The sequence below is a fragment of the Bacteroidota bacterium genome, from assembly GCA_016713925.1.
In the GTDB taxonomy this organism is placed as follows: domain Bacteria; phylum Bacteroidota; class Bacteroidia; order AKYH767-A; family OLB10; genus JAJTFW01.
Window position 1 is genome coordinate 1,026,523 of sequence record JADJOH010000008.1, and the last position, 18,743, is coordinate 1,045,265.

Below are 18,743 nucleotides of genomic sequence, written 5' to 3' on the forward strand. Positions count from 1 at the left end.
GCTGAATAACAAAGCAGGATGGATTTAGTTTCTTCAAATTACTCCCCGGTATAACGGAGATGGGGAACACCTGCCTGCTTGCCTTTATTAACATCTTAGATTATTCTACAAGATAAGCAGGATCGAAGCCGGAATCACCCGGATCGAAGTTGAGTATCGGTGCTGCAATTGCTCTTTTCCCAAAGCGGACTTGTACACTCAGGCGAAAAAAGAAACTGGGTTGCTGGCGTGCGGTATAATCATCAATCGTCAATCTTCCTCTGCCCACAATGGCTACCTCCGGTGTAATAACAACATGCCGATACGTATATAATCTACCCACGATACCCACGCGAGGATACCGAAAGCGGTACAGCAGTGGTTCTTCGGTGTAAACACTGTCGGCCTTCAAATAATGATATCCTCCCATATTCTGAATACGCGCGCTCAGACTGAATTTCTTTGAAAAAATATGTGTATAGCTAAGGTTAAAGGGGAAGGTGCATTGAATCTGATCATCGTTCCCCAGCTTGACACCAAAACCCACGAGTGGTAATGGTAAGTCACGGCCGGCAATGGGCGAGTAAATGACACCGAGCGTATGCCACCAGGTATTGTTATGATAAAGTTTCCGCCAGACCAGCGCTCCTCCCATTCGAATATAGGCCGGGCTGAAGGAAAAAGATTGGGAGGGCAGCGAGGCATTTATATTTAGCAGAAATAAATTTCTTAAGCCGCGTGCCATTAAACCGGTTACGCCTATACGCCCCAACGTTAGCAGGCGATCAGGTTCCAGAAAATCCAGTTGACTGATGCGATAGGCAGCGCTTCCCTGAGCAAGTATCGCATAAAAGGGTTTGCCTCCATCTGCCGAGAGCCAATCTTTGCCGGTATATAGTGGAAGACGAAATGAAAATGCGCCGCCGGCAAATCCATTTTCCATTGTGGTATCTTCCACCTGACTGGGCTCGAGATATTCTACATCGGCCTGCCACATGGGCGAAAGAAAGGGATGCGGACGATATCCACCCTGGCCCATAGATTTTAAGGGAAATGCCAGTACAAAAATGAAGAAGACCATCCTCATGTGAAGTGCATATTTTGAGAATTCAAACAAGGGTCGTATTTTCATGTCATTATTAGTCTGACGAAGATAGAACTTGAAAGAAGAACAACTGGAGAAATATCGACATGACCTTGCTTTTTTACGGGCAATGTCGGAACAGGTCGTGAAAGATTTTGAGCGATTCGGCTATACGGTAAATTTTAATGCGGACATGCCGGTGAGCTTTGAACACTACCGTTTGCAGCTTTCCGAACAGCTCCGGTATTGGTGTAAAAATGAGTCCGATCGTATACCCGCATTGTTGTATCATATTGATCTGCCTGAGCATCTATTGCCGGCAGGGTACGGTTGCAAAGAGGTGGACAGGCTGGCGGAATTAATTCTGCAACGTGAATTAATTAAGGTAGTTTTGCGAAAACATTATAGTTCGTAGCTTGTTATACTACCAGATCTGCATGCTTTTCGATTTCAGATATAAAAGAGAAAAAGTAGCAAATGAATCACTTCTCCATTAAAGACGTCGAGGCCCTCACAGGAATCAAACCTCATACCTTGCGTATCTGGGAACAGCGGTATGGTATTCCACAGCCAAAACGTACGGCGACGAATATCCGTTATTATGATGACGATGATATCAAAATGTTGCTGAGTGTTGCGATGCTCAATCGTCAGGGACATAAAATTTCCAAGATTACGAAGATGGGAAGGGAAGAGCTGGACAGATTAGTGATGGAATTGACTTTAGATGCAACGGATCGCATTGTACAGATAGAATCCTTAACAAAGGCGATGTTTAGTCTGGATGAGGTAGCTTTTGAAAAAATACTAGCTGCTAATTTTCTTCAACATGGGATGCAGGATTCTTTCCTCAATTTGGTTTTCCCTTTTTTGGCGAGAGTAGGCATGTTATGGCAAACAGGTTCTGTGCATCCCGCCTATGAACATTTTATTACCAACCTTATCCGTCAAAAATTATTTGTGGCCATTGATGCACAACCTAAAAATATTGCTCCCGGAGCTAAGCGTTTCTTGTTGTTCTTGCCCGCTCATGAACCACATGAAATCGGATTGCTTTTCGCGAACTATCTCATCCGGTCGAGGGGACATCATACCAGTTATTTAGGTCCTAATCTTCCTCTGGATGATCTGAGCCCTGTTATGACCATTTACAAGGCCGACTTCCTGCTCACTGTTCTAACCACCTCCATCGCTGCACATAGTCCTCTAACTATCGCAAATAAATTATCAAAAGATTTTCCGCATGCAAATATTTTAATTGGTGGCGGACAGATTCTTCAGGCCAATATACATTTTCCAAAAAACGTACGCACCTTATCTACTATGCAGGAATTAATCAGTTTGCTTGATTATCTAAAAGTGAATTGAGTTTTTCATTTGGTTTCTCAGATTCCGCGACTAGAATTTTACACGTGGACTTATAAAAGCCTGTTTATTGAAAGAATAAAACAGTAGTGTAGTTCATCTTAATCATACCTGTTTTCTATAATTTTATAAAGCTGCCGGTCAAAAAAAGAGGTGTGTTATTTTGTATATTGTAAGAATTCATTTCGCACATCTCGGTTTTTAAATTTACCGCAATATTCAGCCGTAATCGTCGTGGAGTGTACATCCTGAATTCCTCTGGAAGCAACACAGAGATGAGTGGAATCGATCACGATGGCTACATCTTCTGTTTGCAGGACTTCCTTGAGTGCCTCGGCAATCTGAATCGTTAACCGCTCTTGCACCTGGGGTCGACGGGCATAATAATCCACCATCCTATTAAGTTTAGAGAGACCGATTACTTTACCTGATGAATAATAGGCAACATGTACTTTCCCAAAGATGGGAACCAGATGATGTTCACAGGTAGAATAGAAGGTAATATTCTTCTCTACCAGCATCTGGCTATAGTTGTAATTATTGGTGAATAGCGTTGCCGTGGGTTTGTTTTCGGGATTAAGTCCCCTGAAGGTTTCATTGATATACATCTTCGCAACTCTCAGCGGAGTGTCACGAATACTTTCATCATTCAAATCAAGGCCCAGGGTATGCAGTATCTCTTTTACATGCCCGGCTATGATTGATATCTTTTCATCATTCGATACATCAAAGGCATCTGCCCGAAGCGGAGTTTCTTTATTGCTGAAGTGGTGGTTTAAGATATCGTCCATTATGTCTTTCTCATCCGTATTTAAAAGGATGGCATTAACCCTTGATTTTTCCGTCCGGAGACGATTATTGTTATTACCTGTAGTTGTGCTAGCCTTCATTTATGTTTTGTATTTAAAGTTCAACAAATGGGCTTCCATAGTGTTTAGTAAATATGTATAGTTATTAAACAAAATATGTATTCTTATTGTATTTTTAGGATTCCAGTGTCTATTTAAGTTATTTAAATTCAATATTTAAAACTTTTTACCCTGACTATCAACCGCTTAAGTCTTGTTTAACAAAATGATTAAAAAATTAAACAAAAAGTCTTGCAAGATCCAAATGAAAGCCCTTATCTTTGTTGAAGATTAATACTTAAAACCTAAACAAAATGACACAAATCGAATACAATCACCAGGTAAAAGAGCATTACAAAGCTTTACGCGGTTACGCCCTAAAATTAACTCAAGATCCTGAAGATGCAAATGATCTTGTTCAGGAAACTATGTTAAAGGCTTTTAACAACAAAGAAAAATTTCAGGATGGAACCAATCTGAAAGGGTGGCTTTATACTATCATGAAAAATATTTTCATAAATAATTATCGCAGGATGGTGAATGGATCAGTTATAAATGATGATACCGAAAACCAATACCTTCTTAATCATTCTGGTCCTTCTGTTAAGAATGAAGGCGATGGTCGTTTAGTAATGACTGAAGTGAATGAGGCGTTAGATAGCTTAACAGATAGCCTGCGTACACCATTTATGATGTCTTATGAAGGATATAAATACGAAGAGATTGCAAAATACCTTGCCGTGCCATTGGGTACAGTTAAAATAAGAATACATATGGCGCGTCAAAAATTGAAGAAGATGTTGAGTGCATATGGTACAGATAATTCCTATACCGTTAATTAAAAGGACAGGTAGGTTTTAGGTCGCAGAGGGTCTCGTAGTATACGGGGCCTTTTGCTTTTTAGGCAAAGCGACGTCTGAAGGAAAATAAGATTTCTTTGCAGGTCTGATTCATATCTTCGGGAGTTGCTCTTTGAGGAGTACAGGAGATCGTTATTTAATAGCTGAATGTTGAATCTGCTAATGATATTCCTCTTTGTACATTTTTATCATCAGTAAAAAATAGGAAATCAGCAAAGGGCCGAAAACAATTCCGGTTATGCCAAACCATTTTAATCCGACAATCACACCCAACACGGTGACGATAGGATGTATATCGGCAAACTTCTTCTGTAAAGTAAACCGAAATACATTGTCGATATTGGTGATAACTACTGCTCCGAAAATTAAGATGCCGATTCCCTGCCAGTTTTCGCCGTTCACCAATTGATAAATCCCTGCCGGAATCCATACGATGGCCGTACCGATCAGAGGGATAAAGGACATGAATCCGGTGATAGCGCCCCAAAACCAGGGTTCATCCAATCCAAAAATCCAGTAGGCAAATCCTGCGGTTAATCCTTGTAAAATAGCAAGAACAGGCGCCCCTAATACATTTGAAAATACGGCCGATTCCAATTCTGCTGCAAAACGAATTGCTTTTTCTTCCTCTACCGGCAGGAGTTCCCCGAGTGCTTTTTCGCTTTGTCCAAGATTGGTCAGGAGGTAGTAGAGGATAAAATACATCATACCAAAGGTGGCCAGCATATCTGCAGTGGCTCCCAAAATTTGTGGTATAATATCGCCGGCCAGCTCTTGCAATTTATTGACCATTTCCTCACTCAAAATTTTTATTCCGGTCGTTTCAAAAATATAAAGATCCATCGTTCTCAGACCTTCAATCAATTCCGTGCTGTTGGAAAGTGCATAATTGATTTTAGATGCCAGTAAACCATATAAAGTCCAGACAGGGCCAAGAATCGTGAGAAAGGTGATGATCATAGCCACAACGGTAGCCGGGGTTTTATTCCACCGTCGCTTTACCAGCAGGTAACGCATGAGCGGTTTCATCAAAACATATAAAATGATGGCAGAGAGAAGTGCTGTTAAAAACCCACTTAGCGACCAGGCAAGAAAGATTCCCAGGACGATGATGATGAGCAACGTGATATAGCGCCTGTTGTCGTTAATATTCATGGGCTCTAAAATAATGATTTTGATTACCCGTTGTTCTTGTATCTTTGATCCTTCTGAAATTTAACCATGACACCAATCATTTCTCCTGTTCGTCGCCGCCGGCTTATGCTGCTGATGTTATTGCCCTTCTCCGTTTTATGCTGGAGTTTTGCAGATGACTTCTTCATGATCACCAAGGAAATTGATATTTTTTCAAGTGTTTACAAGGAAGTAAATCAATACTATGTGGATGATGTGAATCCCGGTCAGTTGATGAAGACAGGTGTAGATGCCATGTTGAAAACCCTGGATCCCTACACCAATTATTACCCTGAAGCGGAGATAGAGGATTACCGTATGAAGCATGTGAGTACGGAATACGGGGGAATTGGTGCCTCATCCTTCCGAATGGGCGACAGCATCATTATTTACAATGTGTATGAAGGTTTCCCTGCTCAATTGGCAGATATCCGTGCCGGAGATGTGCTGCTCGCCGTGAATGGACGCAGTATTAAAGGGCTGGCCCCGGAGGAAATTGATGATTTAATTAAAGGTCAGGCCGGTACTACCGTAAAATTAGAGTTCTCCAGATTAGGAGTAGCTCAGCCCATGGAAAAAACGGTGACCAGAGGGGAGATAAAAGTGAAGAATGTCTCTTATTATGGGATGCTGAATGATAGTGTAGGATATATTAAACTCGATAAATTCCTCCAGAATTGCTTCAATGAAGTGCATGATGCGCTGGTCGATCTTCAGAAAAATCCCGGACTTAAATCACTGGTATTTGACCTTCGCGGAAACGGCGGTGGCCTGCTGGAAGAGTCGGTGCAGATGTTGAATCTTTTTATTAAAAAAGGGGAATTACTGGTGACGCAAACCGGAAAAACGGAAGGTTCTAATAATGTCTATCACGCGAAAGTAGATCCGATTGCTCCTGACATCCGTGTGGCCGTTCTCGTCGACAAAAATTCCGCTTCTGCCAGTGAAATTACAGCCGGAAATTTTCAGGATCTGGATAGGGGTGTCGTCATTGGGCAGCGGAGCTATGGGAAAGGATTGGTGCAGCAAACCCGTCCGCTTTCCTTTAATGCACAGATGAAATTAACAGTCGCCAAGTATTTTACTGCCAGCGGGAGATGTGTGCAAACACGTATTTACCATCATGGCGTGGAGGATGGTGGTGCCGTTACCGAAGTACCGGATTCGTTGATGAAGCCTTTCAAGACAAAGAATGGCCGTACTGTTTTCGATGGCTCTGCGGTATACCCTGACCGTTATGTAGCACCCGGCGATACCAGCAATATTGCCAGAAGCCTCTCCCGCAACCTGATTCTCTTTGATTACGCCACACACTTCCGCCAAAAACATGACTCGATAGCAGCTGCCGAAAAATTTGTGTTCACTGACAACGACTTTCAGGATTTTGTCAGCTATATCAATACCCGGAAATTTGATTATTCCACGCAGTCGGAAAGTGCTTTTGCCACTTTAAAGAAAACCGTTCAACGGGAGAAGTATTACGCCGGAATCAGCAATGAACTGGAAGCGCTCGGTAAAGGATTAAATCATGATAAAGCAGAAGATCTCAAGCTTTTTAAAGAGGAATTAAAATCTTTAATCGAGCAGGAAATAGTACCGCGATATCATTTCCAGACCGGAAAATTCAAATACATGTTCAGGCACGATCAGGTGATGAAGGAAGCGCTGTTGGTACTCGGCAATCCTTCATTGTACAATGCTATTCTGAAGGGAGAGGGCGAGTATAACGTCATCGGAAAGCCGAAGAAGTAATTTTCCGGTTGTAGTGTGCTATCTTACCCCCTTGAACTGATCGAGGAAGCGCACATCATTTTCTGAAAATATCCTCAGATCCTTGATGGAATATTTCAACATCGTGATACGTTCAATCCCCATTCCGAAAGCGAATCCACTGTATTTCTCTGCATCGATTTTACAATTCTCCAAAACAGCAGGATCAATCATCCCACATCCTAATATTTCCACCCAGCCGGTGTACTTACAGATATTGCAACCCTTGCCCTTACAAATGGTGCAGCTGATGTCCATCTCCGCACTCGGCTCCGTGAACGGGAAATAGGAGGGGCGCAAACGAATTTTAGTTTCTGCTCCAAACATCTCCTGTGCAAAATAAAGTAAGGTCTGTTTCAAATCGGCGAAGGAAACTTTTTCATCGATATAAAATCCTTCTACCTGATGAAAGAAACAATGCGCCCGCGCAGAAATCGCCTCATTACGGTACACCCTTCCCGGACAAATTGTTCGGATGGGAGGAGGCTGATTTTCCATCACACGTACCTGAATCGATGAAGTATGTGTGCGCAATGCCAGCGGACCCTTATAATGCGCAGGACTTGCCTCAAGATTGATGAAGAAAGTATCCTGCATATCTCGTGCGGGGTGTTCAGGAGGGAAATTCAGTGCAGAGAAGTTATGCCAATCGTCTTCTATCTCCGGACCATCACTAACGTTGAAGCCTATGCGGGAAAAAATATTAATGATCTGTCTTCTTACGATTGTCAATGGATGAAAGGTGCCCGATGACAAAGGATAAGCAGGTAAAGTCAGATCCTGACCGGAGTCGGCAGTTTGTTCTGATTGATCAAATTGTTCCTTGAAAGTATTTATTTTTTCTTCGGCAGCTACTTTCAGCTCATTGACCATCAGGCCATATGACTTTCGTTCTTCCGGAACCACCTCTTTCATCTTTGCAAAGAGATCATTCAGTACACCCTTCTTGCCGAGAAAGCGCAAACGGAATTGTTCCAGTTCCTCCTTACTCGAAGGAGAAAAGGAACGTGCTTCCTCAATTAATGTTTGTATGCTGTTGTTCGACATGAGGGGTACAGGCAATGGGGTGGGAAGAAGAGTCTGCGCGTCAGTGATGACGAAGACTTCCTTTCAACTGTTTATACAATAGGATGCAAGAAATTATTCAACAATTACCTTTACACTCATTCTTACATCTTGCTCGGGGCGATCGCCGGGAAGTGTTTTCACATCAGCAATTTTATCAATCACATCCAGCCCTTCAATCACTTCGCCAAAAACGGTATAATTGCGATCTAACCAGGGAGAACCACCGATGGTCATATAAGCTTGTTTTTGAGTTTCCGTCATTTTAAATCCCATGCGCTGTTCAGCTTGTTCTATTTCGCTAGCTGTCATTGGTTTCCCTTGTACAATATAAAACTGACAGCCACTGGAGGCTTTTTCAGGATTTCCATCTCTCGCTGCCGCAAGTACACCTTTCTTATGATAAAGAGTGTCTACTAATTCCGCGGGAATCTTATACCCAACATCACCAGCCCCTAATGGCTGTCCCGGACTAGCATTTTTCGACTTCGGATCACCGCCCTGAATCATAAAACCTTTTATAACTCTATGAAATAGAAGGCTATCGTAAAATCCTTCACTGGCCAGCTTAATAAAATTGGCACGGTGCAGGGGTGTTTCTTTGTACAACTTTAGCTTCATGGTACCAAGGTCGGTGGTAATCTGGATAAGGGTGTCTTTTGACGATGTTTCGGTCATTTTCTTCTTTTTTTGAGCGAAGGAGCCCTGTGCAAGGGTAGCAACAAGGACCATACATATCAGGATCGCTTTTTTCATATTATTGGGAATTAACTACTTTTGAGTTGTGACAATTGGAATATTATTATTCCGGTTTCTGTTGCAAGTTTAACTAAATTTGAACAATCATTCTACTATTCCCGTAAAAGGAAAAGCAAAACTAACCATGAATCGTTACCTGATCATCCTGACACTGGCTTTAGCCGGACTATTAACCGCTTCATCTTGTAAAAAAACGGAGCCCTGTGAAGCAATAATAACTGTAGTCGACACCTTGGGTCGTCCGGTTTCGGCTGCCAAAGTCGTTCTTCGTCAAGACAGTGTGGTGAATCCGCAAACCGGAGTTCGGGCAGATGTTTTTGATGAAGAGTTTACCACCAGTAACGGGGAAGCCATTTTTAAATTTCAATGGGAAGCGGTGTTAAATGTAGAAGTGACTTCTTTAACACTTACCGCAAAGGATTATATCCGTTTAGAACAAAGTGAAACCGTCAGAAAGACGGTGGTGGTCAAGTAAAGCCTTTTTTAGCAAAGAAACAGAGGGGTAGGCCAACGCCATCGTTACCCTTGTTGGTCTCGAGGGAAGTCGTTTTTCGGTCCAATCCTACGCCAACTTTCTACTTATGTACTCTGTCAGATAGTATTTTTGGTTGCACAACCTTGTGCTATGTTACATCCCTACGGGATGGGAGATGGAGGGTGTGTTGTTGTACCGGTGTTACCGGTGTTACCGGTGTTTCATCCCTACGGGATGGGAGATGGAGGGTATGTGCCGTAGGCACAACCCACAGGTAACCTGGAAGCCCGCTCCCCCCTATAAAACCAACGCAGCCCGAAGGGCTGCGTTGGTGTAGAAGGTAAGAAGGCAGTTTTTTATCATAGTCAGGTAGCTCTATAGGTAGACAGATCCACTTACTATCAGAAGATATCCGCTACCGCATCAGGTACATCTTTCCCCATCCCTTCTTAAAGTAGGAATCCGCAGCTGTAGTTCTTTTCTCTATGTCGGAACCGTTGATGCCGGTGTTCACACGATAGAGGTAAACGCCATTCGCTAACTGATCTCCGAATTCATCTTTTCCATTCCATGCATATTCAGTGATGTTCCTTCCAATGCGTATAGGTCCGAGTTCTTCTTTCATGATTTCACGAACAATTTTTCCACTCACCGTCATGATCTGAATTTTGAATTCAGTGGGCACCTCAGCACCTGTTAATACAAATACAAACCGTGTGGAAGTACTAAACGGATTCGGATAATTAACCACTTCTGTAATAGTACTACGATTGATCACTTCAAATTGTACTTTGTAGTCATTCGCACCACTCAGATTTCCTGTTTCATCTTTCGCTTGCACAGTCAGTTCATAAGTGCCGTCTTCTTTCAAAAAAGGAGTGTAATCAATACGGAAGCTATTGTTGGGAAGCATTGCCGGTGTCCATGCGAGTAACTCGTTTCCGGAATTACTTCCTTGTGCCGGTTCAAAATGCAAGTAATTTAATTGTCCGGAAGGTGTTCTCAAGGTGACTCTGAAATTAGATGTATCGTTGATCGCGATGTAGCGGTTTTCGTCTTTTAATTTGATGAGGATATTGGGTTTGGCCGAAACGATATCTCCATTTAGGATATGTATGCCGTCGAAAGTGACATCCAGTAAGGGATTGGTAATATCAGGCGTGACAACAAATTTGAGATTGGTGATGTTGTTAAAATGGTATTGTTCCGGTTGGTCTTTGTCGGGATTTGCCTCGATCCAAAGTCGGTTAGCGCCTTGCATTGAAATGCTGCTGAAGCTGATATTACACATTATTGTATCTCCCGCAGGTAAGTCACGGTGAAGCCTTACCGAAGATATGTTTCTGCGAATATTGGAGGCATCATAAACAAAATAGTTAACCAATAAAGTGTCCATAGGAACATTGCTGATGTTTTCAAAAGCCATACTCAGATTGATGTTCTCTCCCTCTTGTACTGAATCGCTGTAGAAAGAATAGTAGCTCGTGTTTAAAGCACCTTCCGGAACAGGATCATAATAAATCTGCCATTTGGTAATTTGTGGAGGTGTACGGTTCTGGCTATCCTGCAGATAAGCGTTTAGGCGCAAATAAGGATATTGCTGTGCACTGATCGCACTAAGGTCTGTAGCAGTTGATGTACTTACAATGGAATCAATGAGGAGTACTTCCTGGCCGGTAGAGGCTATTCCAAACACCTGCAGATAGATGCTGTCGGGAGATGGACTGCTTTCCAGGTGTCCGTAATCCCAATGCAACTGTTTCCACGCAGTGGCGGGACCGGCAGCAGAGGAAGATTTAAAGCCTTTATCCCAATCTCGGGTAAGCAAATAATCTATTCGTAAGGAAGAGTCAGGATAAACACCACTTTTGAAGATGAGCGTGGAAGGATCACCCTTCTTCATGAACATCATGAATTTATCGCCCGTATTTAAAGATCCGAATTGCGGTACCCCAATGGCGTTATATGCTGCAGCGAGCTGAGTGAGTGTGTCAAATGGCGCACTGAACGTACACCAGCTGAGCATATAGTTGCCTGTAGGAATCTCGTTATTCATCATGTTGATGAGACTGTTGATTCCTGCCGTAGTCATATCAAAGAGGAAGTATTTATCAGGCCGCGTGCGGAATCCACATCCTTTGTTGGTTAAACAACTATAGTAATTGAAGTTGCCAAAATTACGGGTACAGGAATCCGCAATCCAGGGCTGCTCGAAGTTGATAGAGTCTAAAACGGCAATGGCTATCTGTGGAGTTCCGGTACATCCGCCATAGTCCATGTTGACTCCGTTGATTTCATAGCTGGGACGGTTGATTTCATGTGTCATCAACAATGAATAATTGGAGGAGATGAACTTGGTTTGGCGAATAGAGTCCAGCCAGATCATATTGGCGAGATTACTTTCTTTAAATTGGTAATAGTTCGACTGCGACCATCCCGTCACGCCCGGTTTGTAGAGGAAGGAACTGGATTTCCACTGGTATTTAGAGGAGATGACAGAATCCGGATCCATGATGGAATCATTGGCTACTCTCCAGAAATACGCAACGTTGGAATCTATTTGCTGGGGTACAGTCCAGGAAACAATACCAAAGGCATTGCTGACCAATCCGGATTGTTTTACCGGACTATTAAAGAAAAAAGAAGTGTCAATTTCAAACCGGTAGTTCTTGGGAGCTGCGAATAAATTAGCCGTTGTCGCTTTGAGTACTATATTACCATTAGGAACAATTCCGTATTTCTGTGGGTAAACAGGATTAATATCGGTAGAGTTGATCTGTAATTGGGCATTGGCTACATTGTTACCGACGTTGTCAATTTCGTCGACTTCATTATAAATGTCCACGGTTACTTCAAATAAATTTAAGCCGGCACCATTGGCGAAATCAACGGGCAACTCCACAGTGAAGGTGTCGCGGTAAGTAATGTAGGGGACCGGAACTATCGTGTCACGCTTACTTCCATCGGGCATGGTACGGCTGATAAGCAGATGAAGGGTGTCGCCTGTGTTTTTGCCCAGATTACTGATCACTACTTTCACGGCAAAAGTGTCGGTTTCCGTTGTGACTACGGAAGGCTCGAAAAATATTCCTTCGTTGTTAATACTGTAGTCCGGCTTTTCAAAGGAATTCATATGGATAGCCGGATCACCGTGCAAGGTCATGTTCATGCAAACGCTCTTGCGTTCAAAAGTAGCATCAATAATTTGCTCTACTGTTTTACGCATATTCTCACCCAATGCCTCACCGTAATTTTCACGGAAAGTGTTTTCGTGAAAGCGTATCGAATATTCATCCAATGGATCTATAAGCCCTTTGTCCGGAACAGCGATGAATGCAATAGACCCTTTATCAGGGGTGAGTACAAAACGTTCATTGAGCAGCCTGCTGGTAGTATGCACGTCTCCCACAAAACAAGAAAGCGCAAGTACAACCGGATAGCGGTCTTTGTTATTGTAGTTCTCCGGATCGTCGGTAGCAATATCGAATGAAGTTCCTGCAGCATGACCGTAGAAGGTCATCATCGTACAGCCGGTGTCAATGAGTTGCTGAATGTATTGTCCGAGATTAATTTGAATAGGATCCGTTGAACTTTTTAAGATGGTAGTGACGTTACCTCCAAAGAGGGTGTCTTCAACTATTGTTTTATAAATACTCAATTTACCGGAGAGGATATTCTGTTCTCCAATGTCAGTTCCGCCGCCAAAATGCAGGATGTTTTTCATCCATGGTGCGGGATTAAAGTTTTGCTGATTTTCAAACGAAATAAGTTTGTCGAGGTATGCCGTTACATCCGGTTCATTCTGCGCTGAAATTCTTCCCGTGGCCATCTCCGGAACAAAGTTGGGAGTATTTAATTGTGAGGTGTAGATTTGATCCGATGCAGGTTCCCCATAGGTCGGAATGAAGTTTTGGTTATAGGCATTTCCTCCTCTGGAATTTTGTGATAATACTGATTTACCCAACAGCAGTAAATACTTCGGCTTTGGCGTGATATTGTCAAGCAGCTGATCGGAGAAATTGCGAATGGATAAAACATGCTTTTTTATTCCCCAGGCAAACTGGTCATAGAGTTCATCAATATCCGCAAGCAGTACATTATATCCTTTCGAATTTCTATAACCGGCATAACTTGTTGCACCATTCCATATGGCTTTGTGTGATATGATGAGAAAGTCTTTCCCTGCACCCTGTTCTGTGAAATTGTTAAACCGTGCGTATTTATTCGGGTCTGTATCCGTATTTACTGTCTTCAGTTCCATGTTGCCGGCATAATTAAAAACCAGGCTATTGTCAGTCAATAAGCATTTCTGTTCGGTTCCGTTGATAGGGATGATGGCCTGCAGCAGATTTCCTGAGGTACCGGTGTTTACAATTTTGACAGTATCACCACTAATGATGTATAGTCGTGGTGAAGCGGCATTTACATTCGACATCTGCAATAAAATCTTTGATGCGGTACCATTCACAATCATACTCATCGGTAAGGCGTCACCGTTAAAATCAAAGGAACGGGGATACCGCAACTTCGTATACGCCATCTGCATGTAATTCAGATTGCCGGCAAAGGTAGGGTCGTTTTGTGGAGCGAATTGAAAGGTGTAAGCCCCGGATGCAGGAAGGTTGCTGATGCCAAACTGATGCTTTACCAATTCGTAAGCGTAGAAAATCGTATCAAAGATTTGCGTGCCCGCACTTTTAAATATATATGGATGGGCGTTGGCGTTAGCTCCCATGATCATCGTTTCAACTGTCGGCTGCGGTCCTGATGAGAGGAACTTTCCAATGGTGAAATTTACATCAAAAGGAGCCTGCTTGCTGATTCTGTTGGATAAAAAACCTTCTCCTTCGGTAAAGGAATTGTCGGCGATATCATTAAAATCTCTCCAGCCAATATTGTATTCACTCCCATAGACTTTAATTTCTTCTTTCAGAAAATGGGCTTCCGGTGTATAAGCGCTGAAATTATTGTCATTTACTACCGGCATTCTTCTGTTGTTGGTAGAAAATGGCGAATAGGTCAGGAAGTAGGCAGAAGTGTCATTGTACAAACTATAATAAGGATTGGCCTGACTTTCCGGTACATCATAGAGTTTGGCGTCGTATGCCCCATCATTGCCCTTCCCATAAAATTCCAGATAATCGCCGGGACCAAAAATATTATCCGCATTCGCATCTTCTACTCTTATAAATTGCTCCTTTCCGCGATGGTACATCTGATAACGATCCGGACTAAACCAGGAGCTGACAGGAACGCCGGTGTTCTGCATGTCGTTGTAGGTAACTCTATAGATACCTTCTTTCCAAATACTGATGCGGAAATATTGCTGCGTGGAGAGTGCCTGGCCATTGGTGAAAGCAATCCATTCATTTCCGTAGGGCTGCGCATTTGCAGATGAAGTGGCAATGAGTAGGAATAGGACGAGGGTGTAAAATTTTTTCATAGTAACTCTTTTTACTTAGTGACTGACGCGGTCTTTTGTTTAAAGATGCTCAGGCGAATCGAGAATACATTTGAATAGAGGGATTCAGATGTGTTACCGATATTGGTGAGGGCATAATCAATACTTACATTCTTAAGCCGGAGTCCGACTCCTATATTGGGCTGCGCGGTAGTGGAAGTACTCGCATCGATATTTTTTACCGATTGAATGTTGCCCAAACCGGCACGCAGAAAAATGAAATCATCGTAGGCAAATTCAAGACCTATCTTCGGATCTATACTCACCACATCTGTTTTCACAGGTACATTTCTTTTGCCATCAAAGGTGATGTCCAGATCCAATGAAGGCTGGACTGATATTTTTTTTGTGATACCTGTTTTATAAGCAGTACCTAATATGAGTCGTGGTAAGGTGACTTCTAAACCATTTTCAGGAATTTCATTGCCGGTTTGATTGAAAACTGCTTCCAGGCTTTCGGTGTTGTATGACCATGCATTAAACGTGGAGGTGATGTCTTTTCCTGTAGCAGCAAATCTCCACTTGCCCCTTTCATATTGTGCACCTGCATCGAGACCGAAGCCCCAGGCCTTGGCGAAATCTCCTACTTTCCGGTGGACTACTTTCACATTTCCGCCAATACTCAATCCTTCAATTTTCATTTTTTGTGCATAAGAAAATAAGAAGGCATAGTTGGCCGATGAAAATGATTTCAGACGGTCGTAGTCGATGTTACCGTCTTTATCAATTAAGTCGGTGGAGTCAATAATGTCATCAATGGCGAAGCGAATGACGGATACCCCTATGGTTCTTGTTTCATCTATGGGGGCAGCAAAGGCACCGAAAGCGTATTTGGCAATACCGGCGAAATACTCACTATGCATCAGGGCGATTTGCAAATTCCCTTTTACGCGCGTGAGTCCTGCAGGATTCCAGTAGCCGGCAGTGGCGTCATCAACAATGGCTGACATAGCACCGCTTAAGCCAAGCCCACGGGCACCAACGCCGATGGCTAAAAACTCATTACTGTATTTTGGCGCTTGGGCAGTAAGCGTAGCGGGAATCACCATCAGCATGTGGATGATGAACAGGAAATATTTGGTTGTTGTCTGCATAGGTTTGGATACCGGTAGAAACGATATACCTGAATAAAAAGTATATTCCGGTATAATTGGTTTTACGTCTGTAAGAGGGTAAAGGTTCTGTTACTCAAAAGTAAGCAGGTTTTATCTTTAAAAGGGTGGGTGAAAAGTAAAATATTAACATCTTCTTTTTATCACCGGTAACACCAGGAGCAGGCCTTCTCCTGAAATGCAATATCTTCGCAACCGTGCGCCATCTGCCTAATCTGTTAACACTATTAAACCTGCTCTTCGGGTGCATGGCGATTGTTGCTGTATTCAATGCGAAAATGGAGTTGGCCGGGCTGTATGTGCTCCTGTCTATTGTTGCTGATTTCTTCGATGGATTTGCCGCCCGGGCGCTGAAGGCCTATTCTGAGTTGGGGAAACAACTGGATTCATTGGCGGACATGGTGAGCTTCGGCGTGGTGCCGGGGATGATTCTTTTTACCATTTTTTACATGGGATCCTCTTCTTCCGAAGCCGATGAAAATCTCCTGTTGGCCGGACAGTATTCGATGTTCATTGTCACCTTATTTTCAGCCCTGCGTCTGGCCAAGTTTAATATCGATCCCCGTCAGGCTTCGTATTTTATCGGACTTCCAACTCCCGCTAATGCGCTGATGATCATTTCGTTTCCCCTAATTCTGAGCCACGATGAGTTCGGACTTTCTACCTTGATTTACCATCCTTTATTTCTGATCCTATTTGCAGTTGTGAGTGCTTTCCTTTTGATCGCTGAAATTCCTTTGATCGCTCTAAAGTTCAAATCCTTTGATTTAAAAAGTAATAAGGGGCCATATTTCCTGCTGACAGGCAGCATTTTGCTTGGAATTGTTTTCCGTTATGCCGCCCCGCCGTTGATCATTGTTTTCTATGTAATTTTGTCGCTGATACTACCACCTGATAAAATAAGAAAATGAAATTTAACGCCCATATTAATGTCATGCCGCAAAAAGCATTATTGGATCCACAAGGAAGAGCAGTAAGTGCCGGCATGAAAAATCTGAACCTTCCTGAAATAGGAAATGTAAGAATTGGAAAGCATATTACGCTGGAAGTAGAGGCATCAAATAAAGAAGAAGCTACTGAAAAGGTAGATATTGCCTGCAAAAATTACTGTCAAATCCAATCATGGAAACTTACGAGTTTCAGTTGGAGCAAGCTTGATAATTTTTCATCAGAATTTCTTAAGATGAAATATTTCCTGATAGTCGTTTGTTGCTGCTTTTTCGGAACGGCTGTTTTTGCACAATCCGACACTTCGGGATTTGAAGAAGCGGTTCAAAAATTCAGAAAGGAGCTGGATGATGATTACCGCAATGTGGAAACATCGCCGCTGGGAAAGGATCGCGCCCTTACTTTTCAGGGACATCATTTTTTTCCTTTCGATTCCCGCTATTGCATTCCGGCCAAAGCAGAACGTTTAGAGAAACCTGAAGTTTTTAAGATGCGTACCACCACCGATCGCACCCCTGAATACAGAAAACTATACAAGCTGACATTCAGCATTCGGGACACCGCTTATTTTTTATATGCTTATCAGAATATTTCCCTCCTTGAAAAGGAAGAATATAAAGATCATTTATTTCTTCCTTTCACCGATAAAACCAATGGCTTTGAAAGTTATGGTGGCGGACGATATATCGATTTACAACTTCCGGAAGGCGATTCGATGCTGATCGATTTTAATAAAAGCTATAATCCTTATTGCGCGTATAGCACGAAATACTCCTGTCCTATTCCTCCTAAAGAAAATGCTCTTCCCATAAAAATTGAAGCAGGAATTCTTGCACCTGAAGAGCATTAAGTAAAAACTGATTTTAGGAACCACGATAGTTCATAGAGATTCTAGTCTTGATAGAAACTATCATTGTAACCACGGCACTAAGGACACGAAGGATCACGGAGGACTTTTTTTAAAACAAGAAAGTAGCATCCATTCCAAAACATTCATCAATTCAATAACTCAACAACTCATTAATTCAAACTAAATCCTGATGTGAAAAACGAATTTACTTCCTCCCGATCAGTATTTTGATAAGAAGAATTTTTTTTCACCTCAATTCAAAATTCTTCCCGAGGTAAACTTTTCGCACCTGTTCATCGTTGGCGAGGTCCTGGGCGGTACCTTCTTTTAAAATTCTTCCTTCAAAGAGGAGGTAGGCGCGATCGGTGATGTTTAAGGTTTCGTGAACATTGTGATCAGTGATGAGAATGCCAATGTTTTTTTCTTTCAGTTTATGAATGATGCTCTGAATGTCTTCTACAGCAATGGGATCTACTCCTGCAAATGGTTCGTCCAATAAAATGAATTTCGGGTTTACGGAGAGGCATCGCGCAATTTCTGTTCTTCGCCTTTCTCCTCCGGAAAGTACATCGCCTCTGCTCTTCCGGATTTTTACAAGGCCAAATTCTTCCAGTAAGGATTCTACTTTTATTTCCTGATCCTTTTTTGATAAGCCGGACATCTCCAGCACCGACTTAATATTATCTTCTACACTTAACTTCCTGAAAACAGAAGCTTCTTGCGCCAGATAGCCGATGCCCATCTTCGCCCTTTTATACATGGGTTCCTTCGTGATATCTTTATCGTCAAGAAATATATAGCCTTCGTTGGGTTTAATCAATCCCACTGTCATGTAAAAAGTAGTGGTCTTGCCGGCACCGTTGGGGCCGAGTAATCCCACAATTTCTCCTTGTTCCACCCGGATGGAAACGTTATCCACGACCGTACGGCGTTTGTATCGTTTTACCAAATGATCGCTTCGGAGAATGGACATGCGGCGAAGGTAGTGATTAAA

The 18,743-nt window shown here is 42.6% G+C and carries 15 protein-coding genes; 7 read left to right on the forward strand and 8 right to left on the reverse strand.

Translation table 11 applies throughout. The features are described 5' to 3' along the window. Positions 1-100 precede the first annotated feature (100 nt). The gene (locus IPJ86_18155; protein MBK7889143.1) at positions 101-1,096 is read right to left on the reverse strand and encodes a hypothetical protein; all 996 of its coding nucleotides are present in this window, start codon (positions 1,094-1,096) and stop codon (positions 101-103) included. A 43-nt stretch (positions 1,097-1,139) separates the two neighbouring features. Between IPJ86_18155 and IPJ86_18160 the strand changes: the two genes are divergently transcribed. Together IPJ86_18160 and IPJ86_18165 are read left to right on the forward strand one after the other, a co-directional pair. Continuing rightward, on the forward strand, positions 1,140-1,478 hold the full coding sequence (locus IPJ86_18160; protein ID MBK7889144.1) for a hypothetical protein: 339 nt from the start codon (positions 1,140-1,142) through the stop codon (positions 1,476-1,478). A gap of 62 nt (positions 1,479-1,540) precedes the next feature. Further along, the gene (locus IPJ86_18165) at positions 1,541-2,431 is read left to right on the forward strand and encodes a MerR family transcriptional regulator (protein ID MBK7889145.1); all 891 of its coding nucleotides are present in this window, start codon (positions 1,541-1,543) and stop codon (positions 2,429-2,431) included. Positions 2,432-2,586: 155 nt separating this feature from the next. Here the strand turns inward: IPJ86_18165 and folE are convergent, their stop codons facing one another. Then, positions 2,587-3,318, reverse strand: coding sequence for a GTP cyclohydrolase I FolE (gene folE, locus IPJ86_18170; GenBank protein ID MBK7889146.1), 732 nt, complete (start codon positions 3,316-3,318; stop codon positions 2,587-2,589). 272 nt (positions 3,319-3,590) lie between these two features. On the opposite strand from folE, the gene IPJ86_18175 reads away from it, so the two are divergent. Then, positions 3,591-4,118 carry an RNA polymerase sigma factor gene (locus tag IPJ86_18175; GenBank protein ID MBK7889147.1) on the forward strand — a complete coding sequence of 176 codons (528 nt, stop codon included), beginning with the start codon at positions 3,591-3,593 and terminating at the stop codon, positions 4,116-4,118. Between the two features lie 177 nt (positions 4,119-4,295). Here the strand turns inward: IPJ86_18175 and IPJ86_18180 are convergent, their stop codons facing one another. Further along, positions 4,296-5,291 carry an AI-2E family transporter gene (locus IPJ86_18180; GenBank protein MBK7889148.1) on the reverse strand — a complete coding sequence of 332 codons (996 nt, stop codon included), beginning with the start codon at positions 5,289-5,291 and terminating at the stop codon, positions 4,296-4,298. Positions 5,292-5,357: 66 nt separating this feature from the next. On the opposite strand from IPJ86_18180, the gene IPJ86_18185 reads away from it, so the two are divergent. Beyond that, the gene (locus IPJ86_18185; GenBank protein MBK7889149.1) at positions 5,358-7,061 is read left to right on the forward strand and encodes a S41 family peptidase; all 1,704 of its coding nucleotides are present in this window, start codon (positions 5,358-5,360) and stop codon (positions 7,059-7,061) included. An 18-nt stretch (positions 7,062-7,079) separates the two neighbouring features. Here IPJ86_18185 and pheS read toward each other — a convergent pair whose 3' ends face one another. Beyond that, positions 7,080-8,126, reverse strand: coding sequence for a phenylalanine--tRNA ligase subunit alpha (pheS, locus tag IPJ86_18190; protein MBK7889150.1), 1,047 nt, complete (start codon positions 8,124-8,126; stop codon positions 7,080-7,082). 93 nt (positions 8,127-8,219) lie between these two features. After that, entirely contained in the window at positions 8,220-8,900 is a 681-nt protein-coding gene (locus IPJ86_18195; GenBank protein ID MBK7889151.1) for a peptidylprolyl isomerase, read from the reverse strand. Positions 8,901-8,979: 79 nt separating this feature from the next. Here IPJ86_18195 and IPJ86_18200 point away from each other — a divergent pair, with 79 nt between their 5' ends. Next, positions 8,980-9,378 (forward strand): hypothetical protein, encoded by a 399-nt coding sequence (locus tag IPJ86_18200; GenBank protein ID MBK7889152.1) that lies wholly within the window; start codon positions 8,980-8,982, stop codon positions 9,376-9,378. 415 nt (positions 9,379-9,793) lie between these two features. On the opposite strand, the gene IPJ86_18205 is transcribed toward IPJ86_18200, so the two are convergent. After that, the gene (locus tag IPJ86_18205) at positions 9,794-14,821 is read right to left on the reverse strand and encodes a hypothetical protein (GenBank protein MBK7889153.1); all 5,028 of its coding nucleotides are present in this window, start codon (positions 14,819-14,821) and stop codon (positions 9,794-9,796) included. Positions 14,822-14,832: 11 nt separating this feature from the next. After that, entirely contained in the window at positions 14,833-15,894 is a 1,062-nt protein-coding gene (locus tag IPJ86_18210) for a PorV/PorQ family protein (GenBank protein ID MBK7889154.1), read from the reverse strand. A 305-nt stretch (positions 15,895-16,199) separates the two neighbouring features. Here IPJ86_18210 and IPJ86_18215 point away from each other — a divergent pair, with 305 nt between their 5' ends. After that, positions 16,200-16,862, forward strand: a complete 663-nt coding sequence (locus IPJ86_18215; GenBank protein MBK7889155.1) for a CDP-alcohol phosphatidyltransferase family protein — start codon at positions 16,200-16,202, stop codon at positions 16,860-16,862. Continuing rightward, positions 16,859-17,749: a phosphoribosylformylglycinamidine synthase subunit PurS gene (locus tag IPJ86_18220; GenBank protein ID MBK7889156.1), complete on the forward strand. Its 891-nt coding sequence runs from the start codon at positions 16,859-16,861 to the stop codon at positions 17,747-17,749. Before IPJ86_18215 ends, IPJ86_18220 begins: the two co-directional genes overlap by 4 nt. Positions 17,750-17,996: 247 nt before the next feature. Here IPJ86_18220 and lptB read toward each other — a convergent pair whose 3' ends face one another. Beyond that, a complete protein-coding gene (lptB, locus tag IPJ86_18225; GenBank protein ID MBK7889157.1) occupies positions 17,997-18,722 on the reverse strand; it encodes an LPS export ABC transporter ATP-binding protein in 726 nt (241 codons plus the stop codon). Between the last annotated feature and the right edge of the window lie 21 nt (positions 18,723-18,743).